The sequence below is a fragment of the Sorangium sp. So ce321 genome (genome assembly GCF_051530195.1).
Taxonomy (GTDB): domain Bacteria; phylum Myxococcota_A; class Polyangia; order Polyangiales; family Polyangiaceae; genus Sorangium.
The window spans coordinates 452107-470692 of sequence record NZ_CP150329.1 but is presented as its reverse complement, the minus strand read 5'-3'; the positions used below and the strand labels follow the sequence as shown (position 1 = coordinate 470692).

16 protein-coding genes are annotated in these 18586 nt (G+C 71.1%); 8 read left to right on the top strand and 8 right to left on the bottom strand.

The genetic code is table 11. The features are described from left to right. Window positions 1-141: 141 nt before the first annotated feature. The 5 genes from WME89_RS01850 to WME89_RS01830 are packed head-to-tail and all read right to left on the bottom strand — an operon-like array spanning window position 142 to window position 5717. Window positions 142-1467, bottom strand: a complete 1326-nt coding sequence (locus WME89_RS01850) for an LLM class flavin-dependent oxidoreductase (RefSeq protein WP_438011880.1) — start codon at window positions 1465-1467, stop codon at window positions 142-144. Between the two features lie 47 nt (window positions 1468-1514). Next, a complete protein-coding gene (locus tag WME89_RS01845; protein ID WP_438007569.1) occupies window positions 1515-2867 on the bottom strand; it encodes an LLM class flavin-dependent oxidoreductase in 1353 nt (450 codons plus the stop codon). Further along, the gene (locus WME89_RS01840) at window positions 2864-3652 is read right to left on the bottom strand and encodes an ABC transporter ATP-binding protein (protein WP_437654456.1); all 789 of its coding nucleotides are present in this window, start codon (window positions 3650-3652) and stop codon (window positions 2864-2866) included. The genes WME89_RS01845 and WME89_RS01840 overlap by 4 nt, the downstream gene beginning before the upstream one ends. Further along, the gene (locus WME89_RS01835) at window positions 3628-4557 is read right to left on the bottom strand and encodes an ABC transporter permease (protein ID WP_438007568.1); all 930 of its coding nucleotides are present in this window, start codon (window positions 4555-4557) and stop codon (window positions 3628-3630) included. The genes WME89_RS01840 and WME89_RS01835 overlap by 25 nt, the downstream gene beginning before the upstream one ends. Further along, window positions 4554-5717 carry an ABC transporter substrate-binding protein gene (locus WME89_RS01830; RefSeq protein WP_438007567.1) on the bottom strand — a complete coding sequence of 388 codons (1164 nt, stop codon included), beginning with the start codon at window positions 5715-5717 and terminating at the stop codon, window positions 4554-4556. Before WME89_RS01830 ends, WME89_RS01835 begins: the two co-directional genes overlap by 4 nt. Before the next feature lie 332 nt (window positions 5718-6049). Between WME89_RS01830 and WME89_RS01825 the strand changes: the two genes are divergently transcribed. Next, on the top strand, window positions 6050-6631 hold the full coding sequence (locus tag WME89_RS01825; RefSeq protein WP_438007566.1) for a TetR/AcrR family transcriptional regulator: 582 nt from the start codon (window positions 6050-6052) through the stop codon (window positions 6629-6631). A gap of 118 nt (window positions 6632-6749) precedes the next feature. Here WME89_RS01825 and WME89_RS01820 read toward each other — a convergent pair whose 3' ends face one another. Beyond that, the gene (locus tag WME89_RS01820) at window positions 6750-7703 is read right to left on the bottom strand and encodes a LysR family transcriptional regulator (RefSeq protein WP_438007565.1); all 954 of its coding nucleotides are present in this window, start codon (window positions 7701-7703) and stop codon (window positions 6750-6752) included. 144 nt (window positions 7704-7847) lie between these two features. Between WME89_RS01820 and WME89_RS01815 the strand changes: the two genes are divergently transcribed. From WME89_RS01815 to WME89_RS01795, 5 genes are all read left to right on the top strand, one after another. After that, the gene (locus WME89_RS01815) at window positions 7848-8648 is read left to right on the top strand and encodes a dioxygenase family protein (protein ID WP_438007564.1); all 801 of its coding nucleotides are present in this window, start codon (window positions 7848-7850) and stop codon (window positions 8646-8648) included. Between the two features lie 21 nt (window positions 8649-8669). After that, the gene (locus WME89_RS01810) at window positions 8670-9326 is read left to right on the top strand and encodes a YceI family protein (protein ID WP_438007563.1); all 657 of its coding nucleotides are present in this window, start codon (window positions 8670-8672) and stop codon (window positions 9324-9326) included. A 289-nt stretch (window positions 9327-9615) separates the two neighbouring features. Then, window positions 9616-10323 carry an RNA polymerase sigma factor gene (locus tag WME89_RS01805; RefSeq protein ID WP_438007562.1) on the top strand — a complete coding sequence of 236 codons (708 nt, stop codon included), beginning with the start codon at window positions 9616-9618 and terminating at the stop codon, window positions 10321-10323. Beyond that, entirely contained in the window at window positions 10320-11261 is a 942-nt protein-coding gene (locus WME89_RS01800; RefSeq protein WP_438007561.1) for a hypothetical protein, read from the top strand. The genes WME89_RS01805 and WME89_RS01800 overlap by 4 nt, the downstream gene beginning before the upstream one ends. Before the next feature lie 201 nt (window positions 11262-11462). Further along, window positions 11463-11960, top strand: a complete 498-nt coding sequence (locus WME89_RS01795; protein WP_438007560.1) for a hypothetical protein — start codon at window positions 11463-11465, stop codon at window positions 11958-11960. An 81-nt stretch (window positions 11961-12041) separates the two neighbouring features. Here the strand turns inward: WME89_RS01795 and WME89_RS01790 are convergent, their stop codons facing one another. Then, window positions 12042-12416 carry a hypothetical protein gene (locus tag WME89_RS01790; protein WP_438007559.1) on the bottom strand — a complete coding sequence of 125 codons (375 nt, stop codon included), beginning with the start codon at window positions 12414-12416 and terminating at the stop codon, window positions 12042-12044. Between the two features lie 655 nt (window positions 12417-13071). Here WME89_RS01790 and WME89_RS01785 point away from each other — a divergent pair. After that, window positions 13072-15594: a penicillin acylase family protein gene (locus tag WME89_RS01785; protein WP_438007558.1), complete on the top strand. Its 2523-nt coding sequence runs from the start codon at window positions 13072-13074 to the stop codon at window positions 15592-15594. Between the two features lie 120 nt (window positions 15595-15714). Here the strand turns inward: WME89_RS01785 and WME89_RS01780 are convergent, their stop codons facing one another. Beyond that, on the bottom strand, window positions 15715-16164 hold the full coding sequence (locus WME89_RS01780; protein WP_438007557.1) for an SRPBCC domain-containing protein: 450 nt from the start codon (window positions 16162-16164) through the stop codon (window positions 15715-15717). A 442-nt stretch (window positions 16165-16606) separates the two neighbouring features. On the opposite strand from WME89_RS01780, the gene WME89_RS01775 reads away from it, so the two are divergent. Continuing rightward, window positions 16607-18490 carry a B12-binding domain-containing radical SAM protein gene (locus WME89_RS01775; protein WP_438007556.1) on the top strand — a complete coding sequence of 628 codons (1884 nt, stop codon included), beginning with the start codon at window positions 16607-16609 and terminating at the stop codon, window positions 18488-18490. Window positions 18491-18586 lie beyond the last annotated feature (96 nt).

Sequence of the window (18586 nt, the reverse complement as noted above, 5' to 3'; positions counted from 1 at the left end):
ATAGGGTGGTGCTGTTGCTTGAACATCAAGACGGGAACGCGGGAGGAACCCCCGATGATGTTCCCACCTTCATGATGTTCCCACCTTCATGGGAAACCTCTCCGGGCGAGCGACAGCTCTACCCGGGCGAAGGCGCGCGCCCTACGCGCTCTGCCGCGTGAGGTCGGCCCCGGGAGCCCAGCGCCGCGCGGTGAACCGGTTCGTCGGGCGTGGGAGCCCGTAGTGGTCGCGCAGCGTGACGCCCTCGTACTCCGTACGGAACAGGCCGCGCTGGCGCAGGACCGGCACCACGTGATCGACGAACGCCTCCAGGCCGGACGGGAGCAGCGGCGGCATCACGTTGAAGCCGTCCGCGGCGCCGCGCGTGAACCACTCCTCGATCGTGTCGGCGATCTGCTCCGGCGTGCCGGTGAACGTGCGGTGCCCGCGGCCCCCGCCGAGCCGCGCCAGCAGCTGCCGCACGGTGAGGCGCTCGCGGCGCGCCAGCTCGGTGACCAGCGTGAAGCGGCTCTGCGCGCCGCGCACCGCGCTCACGTCGCCCACCTCGGGCAGCGGGCGGTCCAGGTCCGCCTCGGTCAGCTCCACGCCGATGAGGCCCGACAGCTGCCGCAGGCCATACGCGGGGACCTGCAGCTCCGCCAGCTCGGCCTCGCGCGCCCGCGCCTCCGCCTCGGTGCTGCCGATGACCGGCACGATCCCGGGGAGGATCTTCACGAGCGCGGGATCCCGGCCGGCCGCCGCCACCCGCCGCTTGAGGTCGGCGTAGAACGCCTGCCCCTCTTCCAGCGTCTGCTGCGCGGTGAACACCGCCTCGGCGAACTGGGCAGCGAACTCCCTGCCGTCCTCGGACGAGCCAGCCTGCACGAGGAGCGGGTGGCCCTGGGGCGTGCGCGGCACGTTGAGCGGGCCTCGCACGCGGAAGAAGCGACCCTCGTGGTCGATGCGGTGGATCTTCTCGCCGTCGGCGAACTGGCCTGCAGCCTTGTCGCCGATCAGGAAGTCGTCCTCCCAGCTGTCCCATAGCTTGAGGCAGACATCGACGAACTCCGCCGCGCGCTCGTAGCGGTGCCGGTGCTCGGGCACCTCGTCGAGGCCGAAGTTCTGGGCTGCGTCGCTGCCAGCCGTGGTGACGATGTTCCACCCGGCGCGGCCGCCGCTGATGTGATCGATCGTCGCGAAGCGGCGGGCCAGGTTGTACGGCTCGTTGTACGTGGTGGAGGCCGTCGCCACGAGCCCGATCCGCTCGGTGACGGCGGCCAGCGCCGGCAGGAGCGCGGTGGGGTCGAGCCTGCCGACAGGCCGGTACCGGATGTCGCCCTGCAACGCCGGGCCGTCGCCGAAGAAGATCGAGTCGAACGTCCCCCGCTCGGCCACGCGGGCCAGGTGCCGGTAATGCGCGACGTCCCACGTGCCGGTGAGGCTGCTCTCGGGAAACCGCCAGGCCGACTCGTGGTGCCCGATGGTCATCAGGAACGCGTTGAGGTGCAGGCGTCGCTGGGGAGATGTGGCTTTGCTCACTCTGCCGCCTCGACCAGATCCCGACCGTGGTTGAGGTTCGCCGGCCTCGGCAGGCCGTAGCGGTCGCGGAGCGTCCTGCCTTCGTACTCCGTCCGGAACAGGCCGCGCCTCTGCAGGATGGGCACCACGTGGTCGACGAACGCCTCGAGCCCCGACGGCAGCACCGGCGGCATCACGTTGAAGCCGTCGGCGGCGCCCTGCTCCCACCAGTGCTGGATCGCGTCCGCCACCTGCTCGGGCGTGCCGGCGAACGTCCGGTGGCCGCGGCCGCCGCCGAGCCGGCCGATGAGCTGGCGCACCGTCAGCCGCTCCCGCCGGGCCAGCGTCACGATCAGCGTGTAGCGGCTCTTCGCCCCCTCGATCTGGTCCTCACTCGGCAGGTCCTTCGGCAGCTCGGCGTCGAGGTCGAGGTCCTCCGGCTTCACGCGCAGCGTCTGCGCGAGCTGCCGCTTCGCGTACTCCGGCTTGATGAGCCGATCGAGCTCGGCGTCGAGCGCGTGCGCCTCGGCCTCGGTCGCCCCGATGACCGGCACGATGCCCGGCAGGATCTTGATCCCCTCCGGATCGCGCCCCAGCGCGCGCACGCGCGCCTTGAGGTCGGCGTAGAACTGCTGCCCGTCCGCCAGCGTCTGCTGCGCGGTGAACACCGCCTCGGCGTAGCGCGCCGCCAGCTCCTTGCCGTCCTCCGACGAGCCGGCCTGCACCAGCAGCGGATACCCCTGCGGCGGGCGCGGCACGTTGAGCGCGCCCTCGACCTTGAAGTACCGGCCCACGTGCCGCGGCGCGTGGATCTTGCGATCGTCGCCCCAGACGCCGTTCTCCTTGTCGCCGAGCGGCGCGTCGTCCTCCCAGCTGTCCCACAGCTTCAGCGACACGTCGATGAACTCGGCCGCCCGGGCGTACCGGTCGCTGTGCGCCGGCAGCTCCTCGAGGTTGAAGTTCCGCGCCGCGTCCACGCCGGCGGTCGTCACGATGTTCCAGCCGGCCCGGCCCCCGCTGATGTGGTCGAGCGACGCGAACCGGCGGGCCAGGTTGAACGGCTCGTTGTACGTGGTCGAGGCCGTGGCGATGAGCCCGATGTGCTGGGTCACCCCCGCCAGCGCCGCCAGCAGCACCGTCGGCTCCAGCGTCCCGGCCGGCCGGCGGCCGACGTTGTTCCAGAGCACCGGGCTGTCGGCGAGGAACAGCGAGTCGAGCCTGCCCCGCTCCGCGATGCGCGCCAGGTTCTTGAAGTGCTCGACGTTCGTGTTCGCGAACGGATCGCTCTGCGGCAGGCGCCACGACGCTTCGTGGTGGCCGACGCTCATGAGAAACGCGTTGAGATGCAGTTGTCCAGGCCTGTGGGTCACGGGGCACTCCGTTCGAGTTCAGGGTTCGAGTCGATGTCTTCAGCGGCCGCGGCGGCCGGCGCGACGCCCAGCGCGGCCAGCAGCGACTCGCGGTGTCCGAGGAACCGGGGGTGGCGGAGCGGGCGCGGGGCCGGCAGCTCGATCCGCTGCTCCTCCGCGATGCGGCCCTCGACGAGCACGAGCACCCGGTCGGCGAGCGAGATCGCCTCGTCGACGTCGTGGGTGACCAGCAGCACGGCGGGGCGGTGCCGCGCGCACAGCTCGCGCAGGAGGTCGTGCATGCGCATGCGGGTCAGCGCGTCGAGCGCGCCGAACGGCTCGTCGGCCAGCACGAGCTCCGGCTCGCGCACGAGCGACCGCGCCAGCGCGACCCGCTGCTGCTCGCCGCCGGACAGCTCGACCGGCCACGCGCGCTCCCGCCCGGCGAGCCCGACCTCGGCGAGCGCCGCCAGGCCGCGCGCCCGCGCCGAGGGCTCGTCGAGCCCCAGGATCACGTTGTCGAGCACCCGCGCCCAGGGCAGGAGCCGCGTGTCCTGGAACACGACAGCCCTGTTCTCGGGCACGCGCAGCTCGCCCGAGCCGGTCACGTCGTGGTCCAGCTCCGCGATCGCCCGCAGCAGCGTGCTCTTGCCCGATCCGCTGCGGCCGAGCAGCGCGACGAACTCGCCCGCCTGGATGTCGAGGTCGATGCCGTCGAGGATCGTGCGGGCGCCGAAGCGGCGGACCAGGCTGCGGATCCGCACCGTGGTCGGCGGCGCGGTCAGCCGGCCAGGATGCGACGCCATGACAGGGTCCTTCGCTCGATGAGCCGGACGGCCGAGTCGGAGGCCAGGCCGAACAGCCCGTACACGACGAGGCCGAGGAGGATGATCTCCGTCTGGCCGTACGAGCGGGCCAGCGACATCATGTGTCCGATGCCGCTCGTGGCGTTGATCTGCTCGACGACGACGAGCGCCAGCCACGCGCCGGTGACAGCGAGCCGGAGGCCCATGAGGAAGCCCGGCAGCGCCCCCGGCAAGGCCACCTTCCGGACGAACTGCCACCTGGAGAGGCGGACCGTCTCGGCCAGCTCCACGTAGCGCGCGTCGATGGTGCGCAGCGCGGCGTGGGTGTGGACGTAGACCGGAATGACGACGCCGAGGGCGATGGTGAACACCTTCATCTGCTCGCCGATGCCGAACCAGAGGATCAGCAGCGGGATGAGCGCGAGCGTCGGGATGGCGCGCTTGATCTGCACCGGGCCGTCCACGAGCGCCTCGCCGACGCGGGTGAGGCCGGAGAGCAGCGCCAGGACCGTGCCCAGGCCGACCCCGAGGGCGAGCCCGAGGAAGGCCCGCTGCGCGGACGTGAGCAGGTTGGACACGAGCCGCCCGTCGGCGATCAGCTCGCGGGCCGTGGCCACCACGGTCCACGGCGCGGAGAGCACGCGCGCGTCGAGCACGCCTGTCGCCGACGCGGCGGCCCAGCCGGCGATCAGCAGCGCCGGGCCGATCGCCAGGCCGTACGGGAGGCGCTGGCCCGGGCCCAGGCGGCGCCGCGGGCGGCGGCCGGAAAGGCCGCGGGCGGCCGAGCCGCGCGCGGGCGGCGCGACCGTGGCGCCGAGCGGCGCGTAGACGTCGGCCGTGGCGGTGAGATCCGGGCGGCTGGAGAGGCGCGGCGAGGCGGCCCTCGTGGGCAGTGCTGTCGTCATGGCGTGCTCCTGTCGGCCGTCGCCGGCCGGTCCGTCGATGCGGCGCCCTGGGCGGCGCCGGCCACCTCCGCTCCGATCGTCTGGAATCGACGGTCGAAGATCGTCCTGGCCTCGAACCGCTTCTGGCCGGAGGCCTCGGCGAGCAGGTCGACGGTCTCCTGGGTGAGGGCGATCGCCTCGGTCCAGTCGCCCGGGTGCTGCGGCTTGCCGGCGGCCTCGATGAGGAAGCGCCCTTCCCTGGCCGTCAGGCCCTGATCCTTGACGTAATACGCCTCGATCCACGCGTCCGGATGCGCGTGAGCCCACAGCTGGGCCCTGGTCCGCCATTTGACGTACTCGCGCAGCGCCGCCGCCTTGTCGGCGCTCTCCAGCGCGGCGGTGCGCACGTAGAGGAAGCCGAGGTTGTCGCGGACGCCGTGCGCGATCGACGAGGCGCCCTCGGCGCGGTACTCGTTGAGGTAGCGCTGCAGGATGGTGCCGGACAGCGGCGCGACGTCGACCTGGCGGCTGGTGAGCGCCTCCTTGAACTCGCTGCTGCTCAGCTGGACGAGCGTGACGTCCTGCTGCGACAGCCCCACCGATCTCAGCACGCGCTGGACGACGGCGCCCTGCGCTTGCCCCGGCGAATAGGCGATCTTCTTGCCGCGGAGATCGCGCGTGGACGACAGGCGCACGCCCGGCGCCGTGGCCAGCTCGTAGACGGGCCGCTCCCGCACGTGCACCGCGATGATCTTCACGTCGAGCCCGGTGAAGGTGGCGTGGATGGGCGGCGTGTCGCCGACCGAGCCCGCGTCGAGGACGCCGGCGCGGAACGCCTCCACGGTCTGCGGTCCGCCGCTGATGTTCTGCCAGTCCACGACGAAAGGCAGCCGGTCGATGTCGCCGGAGAGCTGGAGTTGCTTCTGCACGGTCGGATCACCGATGCTGAGCCGCGTCTCGCGCGGGAACTCGGCCGGAATCGGAGCGTCCGGTGCGAGCCGGGCAGCGGCGCTCGCGTCGCCCTCGCGCTTGCACCCGGGCAGGGCGATGAGCGCCGCGAGCACCAGAAGAAAGCGTTTCCTGTCGATGAACGTGCGCAGATGGACCTCGGTGCGCGGCTGGAAGCGGGGCCGTCCCTCGGGCGCCCAAGCGCCGCCCGGCCTCCCAGCAGCAACTCCCATGCCGTCGCGACGCTCGTTGATCGGCGGCGATCCCCCGCTCTCCCACGCCCGCGGTCGCGCGGCGCCGGCCGGTCATGGACGGGGATCTGCGCTCTCGTTGCTTCCCCAGCAGCAGCTGGTGGTGGTCCGCTGCTCCGACGCGAGCACGATCTGCATCCCCCGGCGCTGGCCCGGGCGTGCTGGGTGGGTCATCGCAGGACCGTCGCGCTGTCGCGGGTCGTTTTGGACAACGCGTTCCAGAATCGGGCGTGCTGGGTGGGTCATCGCCCAGGACCGTCGCGCTGTCGCGGGTCGTTTTGGACAACGCGTTCCAGAATGGCTAACGTCGCCTCGTGGCACGGCCCAAGGAGTTCGACGTGGAGAGCGCGCTGGAGCGGTCGATGGATCTCTTCCTGGAGCGGGGCTACGAAGCGACGTCGATGAGCGATCTCGTCGGTCATCTCGGCATCTCCCGGCAGAGCCTGTACGACACGTTCGGTGACAAGCAGGCGATCTACATCGCCGCGCTGGAGCTCTGGCGTGACCAGCAAAACCAGAGCTTTCTCCAGCTCCTGGGGAGCGACGAGCCGATCCGGAGCGTGGTCAGGCGGGTCTTCGAGGGCTTCATCCAGCAAGATCTGGACGGCGAACGCTCGCGCGGGTGCGCGATGGTGAACGCCATCGTCCAGCCGTCCTCGTCCGACGAGACGATCGCAAGGCTCGTCAGCGACAACGCCCGGAGCCTGGAAGCAGCCTGGGCGAAGCGACTGCGCGAAGCCCAGGAGCGCGGTGAGATCGGAGCGCATCATGATCCTGTCGCGCTGGGGCGGTTCTTTGCGAGCGCGCTCTCCGGGCTTCGTGTCACCGCGAGGACGACCCGCGATCGGCAGGCACTTGAAGATGTCATGCGCGTCGCGCTCGGCGTGCTCGGGTAACCTCGTGGTCAGTTCTGGAACGAGCGGTCCAGAATGCGTTCTGGAACGAGCAGTCCAGAATGCGTTCTGGAACGAGCAGTCCAGAATGCGTTCTGGAACGAGCGATCGGTGCACCCCGTCAGCCGGAAGCCTCGCGTCGCCCCCGGACGCCGAACGCGTCGAGCAGGTAGTCGCGGAAGGCGCGGATCTTCGGAGGCAGAAAGCGCGTCCCCGGGTGCACGAGGTACAGGGGTGCACCGCCGCTGATCGCGTGGTCATTGAGCACGGGGACGAGCCTCTTCGCGTCGAGGTCGCTCCGCACGTTGACCTCGGGGACGAGCGCGATCCCGGCCCCGGCCAGGGCGGCCTCGCGGCAGAAGGAGAAATCGGAGGCCGAGATCGCCGCGCGCACGCGGATCTCCGCGCGCTCGCGGCCGTCGCGCGACTGGAGCGCGATGGTCGCGTGCCCGCGCGTGGTCTGGGACAGGAGCAGCCGGTGCGCCTCGAGGTCCGCGGGCCGGCGCACGGGCCCATGCTTCCGGAGGTAGGCCGGCGCCGCGAACAGCCCGACCTCGATGAGCTGGAGCCGGTGGGCGATGAGCGACGAGTCCGGGAGGCTCGCGGTCGCGCGCAGGGCCACGTCGATCTGGTGGGCGTCGAAGTCGAGCAGGGCCTCCGTGAGGACCATCTCCAGCGAGATCTCGGGGAAGCGCTCCGCGAAGCCGGTCGAGAGCGGCGCCAGGATGCTCAGGCCGAGATCGAACGGCGCCGTCACGCGCAGGTGACCGCTCGGCCTCGCGCGCGCCTGCTGCACCGCCACGTTCGCGTCCTCCAGCAGCTCGAGGGCCCGGCCCACCCGCATCCGGTACGCGAGGCCGTCCTCGGTCGCCTGCACCCGCCGAGGGCTGCGGCGCAGCAGCTCCACGCCGAGCGCGTGCTCGAGGCGGGTGATGCGGCGGCTGACGCTGCCCTTCGTCTCACCGAGCGTCTTCGCGGCCGCGGTGATCGATCCGAGATCGGCGACCAGGCAGAAGGCCCGCAGATCGACGAGCTCCGCGTCGATGGTTTCCTTCTTCGCAACCTGACGTTTCATCGGGCGTGGATTGTACCACTCCTGGAAACGATCTAGGGTGGGCTCATGGATCGCCGGGCTGCTCTGAGGCTCCTGCTCGCGGCGGGCGGGGTCGTGCCCATCGCGGGCGCATGCCGGCCTTCGACGTCGACCGAGGGAGGTCCCATGTCCGAGACGCAGAACCAGGCGCGCGTGGGCCGCATGCCGGCGCTCTTCCTCGCGCACGGCTCGCCGTTCCTTCTCGACGATGGCGCGTGGGTGGCCGAGCTGGGCTCCTGGGCGCAAGCGGTGCCGCGCCCGAGGGCGATCCTGATGCTCTCGGCCCACTGGGTGGACGCGCCGGTCACGCTCGGCGCCACCGAGACCGCGCCGCTCGTCTACGACTTCTACAACTTCCCCGAGAAGTACTACCGCGTGACCTACCCCGCGCCCGGCGCCCCCGCGCTCGCGCGGCGCGTCCGCGAGCTGCTCGGCCCGCTCGGGCCGATCGCGGAGGATCCGCGCCGGGGCCTCGACCACGGCGCCTACGTGCCGCTGATCTGCATGTACCCGGGCGCGGACATCCCGGTGCTCCAGGTCTCGCTGCCGACGCTCGCGCCGGCCCCGCTCCTCGCGATGGGACGGGCGCTCGCGCCGCTGCGCGACGAGGGGATCCTCCTCGTGGGCAGCGGCTTCCTGACCCATAACCTCCGCGCCGCGGACTGGCGCACCGCCGCGGTCGCGCAGCCCTGGGCCACCGAGTTCGACGCCTGGTGCGCCGAGGTCCTGGCGCGCCGGGACGTGGACGCGCTGCTCGATTACCGCGCTCGCGCGCCGGGGGTGCGGATGGCGCTCCCGACCCACGAGCATTTCGTGCCGGTCGTCGCCGCCATGGGCGCGTCGATCGACGTGAGCGAGCCGGTGGGATTCCCGATCACGGGGCTCACCTACGGCTCGTTCACGAAACGTTCTGTGCAGTTTGGCTGACCGACAAGGAGAATGTCTCTCATGTTCACCGCTCGCATCGCTCGCATCGCCCTCCCCGCCGCTCTCCTGCTCTCGCTCGCGGGCTGCGAGGACCCGACCAAGGACAAGCCCAAGGCGACCATCTCGTCCGCCGCGCCGGTGCAGCCCCAGGCGGCCGCGCCCTCCGGCCCCGCCGAGACGCTCCCGATCGACGCGGCCGCCTCGACCATCGGCTTCGTCGGCTCCAAGGTCACAGGCAAGCACGAGGGCAAGTTCGAGAAGATCTCGGGCTCGATCGCGCTCGCCGGGGGCAAGGCCGAGGGCGGCAAGCTCAGCATCGAGGCCGACACCTCGTCGGTGAAGAGCGACGCGGAGAAGCTCGACGGCCACCTCAAGTCGGCGGACTTCTTCGATGTGGCCCAGTACCCGAAGGCGACCTTCACCTCGACCCAGATCAAGGCCGGCGGCGAGAACGGCGCGACACACACCATCACCGGCGAGCTCGACCTGCACGGCGTGAAGAAGACCATCTCCTTCCCCGCGACAATCACCGAGGGCGCCGATGTCGTGTCGGGCAACGCGGAGTTCGTGATCAACCGGAAGGATTTCGGGATCGTCTATCCGGGCAAGCAGGACGACCTGATCCGCGACGACGTGCTGCTCAAGCTGTCGCTCAAGGCGCCGCGCAAGCAGGGTTGAGCGCCGGCCCGCGCGGAGGGCGCCCCAGGGTCGTCGCCGCGTCGATTTCTTGTCAGACCGCGCGGGGCCGCTGCGTAACGATCTACCGAGAGGGCCGCGCGCCCCCCGGAGTCGTATGCGCAGCCTACGCAGCGGATTGAGCCTGTCCTTGTTCGCGGCGGTCGCCGTCTCGTCCGTGCCGCGCACGGGCCTCGGCTTGACGGGTGGTTGGGGCGCGGCTACTTGTGCGCCGATGGCGACAGGGGCTCCTGGACCGGCGCACCCGTCGAGGGGCGCAAAGGCGGTCGCGGTGGAGCCCGAGGACGCGCTGGAGCCCGATGATGCACCGGAGCCCGCGCCAGAGGCCGCGCTCATCGCGCGGGCGATGGCCGGGGAGCGCTCGGCGCTCCGCGAGCTCGTGGACCTGCTCACGCCCACCATCCAGGAGCGGGCGGTGCGGGCGCTCTTCCGGCGGCGCCGGGCGGCGGGCGATCGCGACGTGCGCCAGGAGGTCGAGGACATGACCCAGACAGTGTTCATGTCCCTCTTCGCGGACGGGGGGCGGACGCTCCGGCAGTGGGACGGCGCCCGGGGCCTGTCGCTGCCGGGCTTCGTGGGGCTCGTCGCCGAGCGCGAGGTCGCGTCCATCCTGCGCAGCCGCCGCCGCAACCCGTGGACCGAGGCGCCGACCGAGGACGACACCCTCGACCTGGACGCCAGCGACGCCGCCGGGCCGGAGCCCGCGATGATCTCGCGCGACACGTTCGAGGCGATCGCGCGCCGGCTCCGCGAGCGGCTGAGCGAGCGCGGGCTCGAGCTGTTCTACCTGCTGCTCGTCGATGAGCGCTCCACGGAGGACGTCTGCGCGATCACCGGGATGACCGCGGACGCTGTCTATGCCTGGCGCAGCCGCCTCGCGCGGCAGGTCCGCGCGATCGCCGCCGAGCTCGCGACCGAGGCGGAGGCCGCGGCGCGCACGTCCCCGCCGGGGACATCGACCCCGAGGCGCGCCCGATGAACGACGACGAGCTGCTCAAGGCAGTGGCAGCGGCCGCGCGCGCCGAGGACCGCGCGAGCGATCCGCGCTGGTCGGCGCGGGTCCGGGGGACGCTCGACGAGCGCGAGCTGCCGGCGCTCGAGGAGCTCGCGCGGCGCGATCCGGAGGGCCGCGACGCATGGGAGGCGTCACGCCCTCTGGACGGCGAGGCGCGATCGCGGATCGTGGATGGAATCCTCGCCGGAATGCAGGCGCCGGAGGCCCCGGTGCAGGCGCCAGAGGCCCCGGTGCAGGCGCCGCAGGCCGCGGCCGCCCCGTCTCCGACCGCGCCAGGCGCGCAGGTCGCGGGCGAGGTGCGCCCCCTGCCGGTGAAGCGCCGCGCCCCCGCGGCAACGAAGCGCCGCGCCCCCGCGGTGCTCGCCGCGACGGGCGCCCTGGCCGCGGCGGCCGCGCTGCTGCTCCTCTTCCGGCTCGCGCCGCCCCGGAGCCAGGACCAGGGCAGCGGCCCGGCCGCGCCGCCGGGCGCGCAGTCCTTCCCGCCGGTGCCGGCCTACGCGGTCGCGGTCTCGGGCGGCGACCAGACGCTGCGCTCGGCGCCCGGCGCCGCGCCGGAGAACGGCCTGGCGACGAGCGTCGGCCCCGGATCGAGGCTCGAGATCTCGCTCCGGCCGGCGACGCGGGTCGAAGGCCCGCTCGAGGTGCGCGCCTTTCTGATCCGCGACGGGGAGGCGCACCCCTGGGACGTGAAGATCGAGCTGTCGCGCCAGGGCGCGGCGCGCATCGCAGGAGACAGGGAGGCGCTCTTTCAGGGAGTGCCCGCGGGCCGCTTCCAGATCGCGCTCGCGATCGGGCGGCCCGGGTCGCTGCCGACCGGCCCCGAGGACGTCCTGCGCGCGCTGAAGCTCCGAGAGACGCCGGGCGTCCGGCTGCTGCAGTGGGAGATACGGCTTTACGAGTAGAGCGAGCTTCTCGCATGTTGCTCCCGCGAAGGTCGCATTGAACACCTGTGCGCAGCGCGGGCTCGCGTGGCCTCGTTGCCTGTCCGCGGCGCTCGCGGCCCGCGTCCGGGCGCTGGTCCCCTGCAGCGCACGAAACCTGCGTCAGAAGCGCCGCGGCACCGGCGTAGAAGAGAGTGATCCCGCAGAACAACGGAGAAGCTGATGGTGCATCGCCTCGTGTCAGGTCTTGGTTCTCTCCTCCTCGTCGCGCTCGGTGTGTCGGCCGGCGCGAGCCACGCGGCGGCCGCGCTGGATGTGCCCGACGAGACGCTGCCGGCCGATACGCCGATCGTGCTCGCCGGGGACACCGGCGGGGACGACGACGAGGACCCGGACCCTTCCGACCCCCAGTGCGGCGCGTGCGGCTCGTACATCCTGAAAGAGCAGAGGCTCTACGCCCTCATCCAGAACCAGGGCGCGCCGGCTTACGTGCGCCTGGATCTTTACGCGCAGGACGGCGCGCTCGTCGGTACCTACGCGATCAAGCTGACCGCAGTCCAGGCCGGCGGGAGGGTGATCTACGCTGTCCCCGGGGGCCCCGTGCAACACGTGGCGGAGTGGGGTGTCATGCGCTGGAACGACCAGAACGGCGCGCAGCAACAGGCCTGGGTCGACATCCAGGGCACGTGGATGGGCTGGACCTCCGTCGGAATCCAGTAGACGCCGTCGCCCGCGGCGGTACGCGGGGCCCCGCCGCCCGACCGATCGCGCCTGAAGACCACCTGCCAGACGCGAGCGGCGTCAGCGCGTGCCGCGCCGCTGCCCGATGCGCTGCATCCACTCCTTCACGGCCTGCCGCTCCTCGTCCGAGAGGGTCGCCCACGCATTGCCAGTGCCCCCGTGGTCGTTGTACGGGAAGCAGAAGGCCCAGTTCTCGTACCGCGTCTCGACATTGTAATGCGGGCCCTTGACCGGATCGAAATCGAGCCGGATGCGTCCGCGCTTGCCCCACTCGACGCCGACCTCGGCCCCGGCGAGCGGCGAATCGCCGCCCATGTTCTTCGCGACCACGATCTTCACATGAGGACCGAGGTTCCCCCCGGTGAGCTCGTCGAGCTTGCTCACCGCGAGGTTTCGCGCGTCCTCCATGCTGTGGCAATCGATCTCGTACTCCAAGCTCTCCTCCTCCGGCGGATGGGAGCGCAAGCATCGACCATACCCCTGATCGTGTCAAGAACGCCGGCCATGCACCATCGAGCTGGCTCAATGGTACGTCGGCTCGCGCCCTCCTGAGAGCGCCGCCTGGTCCCCCGGCGTGCGGCACGTCGGCGAGGCTCGATGTCCACCGCGCTCGCGGAGGTGGACTCTCATGGTGCCTCGCGGCGCCAGCTCGATGAGGTGTCCCGGAAGGCCGTGTGGGCAAAGGTCTCTTCCAGAGTGACCTCATGGGCTGATGGCGCTGCCTTCAGGCGAGCGACGCTGCGCATGGGACCTTTCAGCGGTGGCGACGTCCTTGCAGCACACGCCCGACACGCGAGTACGGGAAGCGCTGTACGCGAGGTCCACGCGAGGTCAATGCGAGGTCAATGACCAGTGTGGCAGACTTCCTCGAAGAACCTGGCTCGTCATGGGTGCGGCGCGTGGCGCGCATGCAGGCGCAGTGCTAAGTTACGACTCTTAACAGCTGCCCGCACATCCGGGCGGCAGGACTGCAATGTCAGCCCGACTCCGCGCATGAGCGCTGGAGTGGGCTCGACAGCGCAGCGAGAGCACGGCGCAAGTAATTCGCGGGGCACGGCCCTCGCGAGCGTTTCAGGAGGAGATCCGCACGATGAGGCGAATGACCGGCGTGGCATTCCTGTTGTCGGCTGCTGCGTGCAGCGTCGTCCAGGATGGTGGGAAGGTGGATGAGCCGACGGGTGAAGGGCAGATCGCCCTGGAGCTCAGCGGGCACGGGGTGACCCTCCAGGTCGACGATCGGGGAATGTCGCACGTCACCTCAGGGGACGAGGTCTCCGGGTACGGCGGCCTTTGCTACGCGATGGCGCGCGACCGGCTCTTCCAGATGGACGTGGTGCGGCGGAGCGCTCAGGGGCGCCTCGCGGAGATCTACGGGCCCGGCGAGGGCGACAGCATCCTCGGCCAGGATCTCCTCGCCCGCGCGCAGAATTTGCCGGCGTTCGCGGCGGCGCGCTACGCGGCGGCGGCCTCGCGGACGAAGCGCATCCTGCAGGGCTGCGCCGCCGGCGTGAACCAGTACATCTCCGACGCGAAGGCGTCGACGAGCGGTCTGCCGCTCGAGTTCCAGACCCTCGGTTACCAGCCGGCCCCGTGGACGCCCGAGGACAGCGTCCTCGCCTACATCTACGTGGGCGTCACCTTCGACACCCTGACGTGGTTCACCAAGCTCGAGCGCGCGGCGGTCGCCTCCATCGCGGGGACCGATGTCGCGACGACGCTGATCAAGGAGGCCCCGGACGACGTGTCGATGTTCGACGCGCAGGGCAACCTGAACCCGATCTCGCAGTTCCTCGTGCCACCCGGCCCGACCGCGCCGTCGGCGACCATCGTCAACCCGCCGCCGCCGACCTGCCTGGATGGCGCGCGTCGGCTCACGGAGCAGGCCCGGCGCATGACGCCCGCGAGCGGGCGCGCGAGCAACGCCTGGGCGGTCGACGGCCACCTCACCTCCACCGGCAAGCCGCTCCTGGCGAGCGACCCGCACTTCCCTCACTCGACACCTTCCGCCGTCTACGTGGCGCACCTCAAGGTGAACGGGCTCTACGACGTGGCAGGCTGGATGGTGCCCGGCTTCCCCGGGTTCATCAGCGGGCATACCGATCGCATCGCCTGGGTGCCCACCTACTCGCTCTTCGACAGCGTCGACCTGTACGTGGAGACGCTCCGCGGCGCGAGCGGCGGTGGCCAGGAGGCGCTCGTCAACGGCCAGTGGAAGCCGGTCACCCGGCGCGTGGAGACGATCCGCGTGAAGGGGCAGGCGGACGTGCAGCGGACGTTCCGCGCGACGCCCCACGGGCCGATCCTCAACGACGGCCTCGATGGGCTGGAGTCGTTCGGCACCCTCGCGCTCAAGTCGACCGCGGGCCAGCCGGAGTGGAAGGTCGACGGCTACTTCGAGATGCCGGCGGCGCTGAACTGGACGCAGTTCAGGACGGCGGCGCAGAAGCAGAGCATCGGCTGGAACTTCATCTTCGCGGACTACGCGGGCGAGCACGGCCACATCGGCTATCAGAACTCGGGGCTCGCGCCGCAGCGCCAGAGCCCGCTCAACGCGCTCTATCCGGTGCCGGGCTCGGGAGGACACGAGTGGACCGGGTACGCGACCAGCGCCGAGCTGCCCTCGGTCTACGATCCGCCCTCGCACATCCTGATGACGGCGAACCACCGGATCGTCCCGCGGAGCTACGCGCCGCAGGGGCGGCCGGTCCACCTCGCCAACTACTGGGACATGCCGTGGCGCGCGCAGCGGATCGCGACCCGCCTCACCACGGCGACGGGGCCGATCACGCCGCAGGACATGGCGTCGATCCAGCTCGACACGCAGACCACCATCGGGCTGCCGCTGCGCGACAGCTACCTGGCCGCGCTCGGGCGCGCCGGGCTGCCGGCGGACGACCCGAGCGCCGCCGCGGCCGCAGCGGCCCTGGCGGCCTGGGACGGGAACGCGGCGGCGAGCAGCCAGGGCGCTGCGGTCTACGAGATGCTCACCCTGATCCTGCTGCGCAACACGGTGAGGGACGTGATCGGCCCCGACGAGTACGGGCTCTTCGCGCCCAACGTGTTCCTCACGAACCAGCTCAACGGCCTCATCGACGTGCTCGCGAACCCGCGCGCCCCGTACTTCGGTATCGTCCCCGGGGTCGACCCGGGGGCCGCGCGGGACCAGGCCGTGCGCGCCGCCCTCGCTCAGGCGGACGCGATGCTCCGCGACGCCCTCGGCGGGGACGTGAGCGCCTGGACCTGGGGCGGGATCCACGAGCTGAAGTACAACCACCCGCTCGCGGGCGAGGACGCGCGCTTCGATATCGGCACCTTCCCCGCGACAGGCGACGTCGAGACGGTGAACATCGGCGGGTGGTTCGCGAAGATCGGGATCCTGGACCTGCCGCCGGGCGACTTCGAGGCCGCAGGCGGGGTGCGCGGCGCGCTCGATCAGGACTCGCTCAGCGCGACGCGGCTGATCTGGAACCTCGCGCCGCTCGACGGCTCGCTCGGGGTGATGAGCACCGGCGTGAGCGGGGACCCGCGCACGTGCCACTACGCGGATCACGCGGAGGCGTGGAGGGCCGGGCAGACCTTCCCGATACCGTTCACGTCCGCGGCGATCCCGTGAGTCGCGACGCCCCCTGAGCGCGAGGCGCCGGCGCCGCCGCCCGGCATCACCGAGGCGGCGCGCCGGCCGGGGCTGCCGGCGGCCCGAGGTCAAGGCCCGGCATCCGCGGCCGAGGCGTCCTCAGGGGCCGCCACCTCGCTCGACGAGGCGGGCCAGATTGCTCAACGACGACTCGGAGCCACGCTCGTTGTCCTCGACCGAGATCGTCTCCGGGATGCCCTCGTGACGAAGCGTGATCCGCGTGCCATCCGCTTCATCCTGGAGCGTGAAGGTGAGCTGCATCTCGCTCCCCATCACGGGATCGTCGCTCACGAAGGAGCCTCTCCACACGACGGCCTCGTCGGGCCGCAGCTCCGCGAAAACAAGGTCGAATAGACGGGTGCCGTCAGGTCCGGGCGCGTGGGTGATCTCCATGCGCAGGTGCCCGCCGACCTCAGGGACGCACTCGTGCAACCTGGAGGTGGCGCCCTCGGGGCAAAGCCACGTGGCGATGGCCTCGGCGTCCACGAGCGCGGAGTACACCCTCGAGCGCGGCGCCTCGATCCATCGGGTTGTCGTCGATTCGGCCATTGGATTGCCCCGTGGGCAAGTCAATGAAATCCATACGGGGCTGTCAAGGGCGAACCGCCCTGCTCGCCGCAGGCGCCAGAGAGCTCCTCTGCGTCCGCGCGGCCGCCGGCCCCAGGCGCGCACGACGGCGGATAATTCAACCTCGGTCGGACCGCCGGCCTTGCGGGGACGACCTCTGCACCTCGGGTGCGCCTCTCGAGCCCACCCCGCAGCCGCCCAGGCGGGCCATCGCCCAGACGGCCATCCCCGGGCGCCGGGTGGTCGCGAGCGGGTACCGCCCGGGCGGTGAATGGTCTGCCGCCTCCATGCAACAGAGGGGGCTGGGAGACGCGCCAGGTGAGGCTCGCCGCGCCATGCGGCTGGCCCCATGGCGTCATCCATCCTCGAGGATCGGTGTCATGGGCGCATGAGCGTCGCGCGAAGAGCGCGTGAGGAGCCTGTCATGAACAGTGGACGAGCATCGAGCGGGCACGCGCCCGAGCAGGACAAGGACCATCACCATCCGCCGGAGGTCGCCCCGGACGCAACCCTGCTGACGCTGACGAACCGCCACCGGAAGCCGCGCAAGGTCGTCGACAATCCGCGCGTGATGCTGATGCGGCCACCTCAGCTGTTCTACTTCGGGGTGTGGCCGCGCGGCCCGCGGCTGAGCATGCCGATCGGCCTGCTCAGCATCGGCAGCTTCCTGAAGCGCAATGGCGTCGACGTCGTCGTGTACGACTGCTTCGTCGAAGGCGACACCTTCGCCGACGACAGGGAGCTGGCCCGCAGCTTCCGCAGCACGGGCTCCCTCGTGTCCCGCTGGATCCGGACCTTCGAGGACGGCGCGATCTCCGGCAAGGACGCCGAGCACCGAGAACTTCATCACTTCGGCGCCAGCTGGGACCAGCTCGAGCGCGACCTGCTCCGCATCAGGCCGGACGTCGTCGGCATCACCAACCTGTTCCGCGAGAACACGGAAGAGACGCTGACCGCCACGCGGCTCATACGCAAGGTCCTCCCCGACTGCGTGATCGTCGTCGGGGGCCCGAACGCCAACGCGCTCCCCGACTACATGCTCGAGAAGTCGGAGGCGATCGACCTGATCGGCTTCGGCGACGGCGAGAAGACGATGCTGGAGGTCGTCGAGTGGGTGCGCGGGCGCAGGAACCTGCTGGACATCGGCGGGCTCTTGTTCCGCTCCCCCACGGGCGCGCCGGTGCGCACGCCCGCCAGCGCGTACGTCAACGACCTCGATACGCTGGGGCAGCTCGACTACAGCTTGCTCAAGACCGAGCGCTATTTCACCTACGAGCGCAACGGCATCATGGCGAGGAACAAGTTCTCGTACGACGGGGCCGAGCGCTCGGTGTCGCTGGTCACCTCGCGCGGCTGCCCGTACAAGTGCAGCTTCTGCTCCATCCACATCCACGCGGGGCGCAGGTACCGGCGCTACTCGGTGGAGCACACGCTCGACCATATCGAGACCCTCGTCAACCGCCTCGGCGTGAGGCACATCCACTTCGAGGACGACAACCTCACGCTCGACAGGGATCGATTCCATCGCCTGATGGACGGCGTGCTCGAGCGCAAGCTCCGCTTCACCTGGGACACGCCGAACGGCGTCTTCGCCAACACCCTCGATCTCGAGATGATGCAGAAGATGAAGGCCACCGGCTGCACCTACCTGGTGGTGGGCGTCGAGTCGGGAGACCAGTGGGTCCTCGACAACGTCATCATGAAGCAGCCGCTCACCCTGGAGCACGTGCTGAACGCCTTCCGCCTCGGAAAGCAGGTCGGCATCGACATGCAGGCGTTCTACATCATCGGGTTCCCGCGCGAGTCGCTGGCGCAGATCCGGGAGACGTTGAAGTTCGCCCTCGACTGTCTTCGCGACCACGACGTCATCCCGCACATGGCGCTGGCCCGCGCCGACCCTGGCACCGCCCTCTTCCAGGAGGCGAGCGAGACGGGCACGCTGCGCACGGACTACGCGATCACCAACGCCGGCGGAGCGCACGCCGACGCGTTCCAGCGTCACACGATCAGCACCAAGGAGTTCACCCCCGAGCTGCTCGAGCAGCTGAACAGCGAGTTCCACCGCGAGGCCATGCGCATCATCGCCACGAAGACGGCCGCTTTCCTGGCGCGCCACCCGAGCGTCGCGCTGACCAACGGCGCCTATTTCGCGAGGTCCGTGGTCCACGACAACAACCCGCTCAAGGACAGCGTGGTCAAGCTCTTCTTCTGCCGGCTGTTTTACCGGAACTGCCTGCTGTCCGAGGCCCAGGGCCCGGCCGCTCCGGTGCCGTCGGCGCACCGGCGCGCCGGCGCGTCGGCCCACTGAGCGCCGCCGCGCGCTAGGGCGCCCGCTCCCGCGCGGGATGGCAAGCGCGCCAGAGGCGTGGCGAGCGGCCGTCCCGTGAGCTCGTGCGCTCGAGCG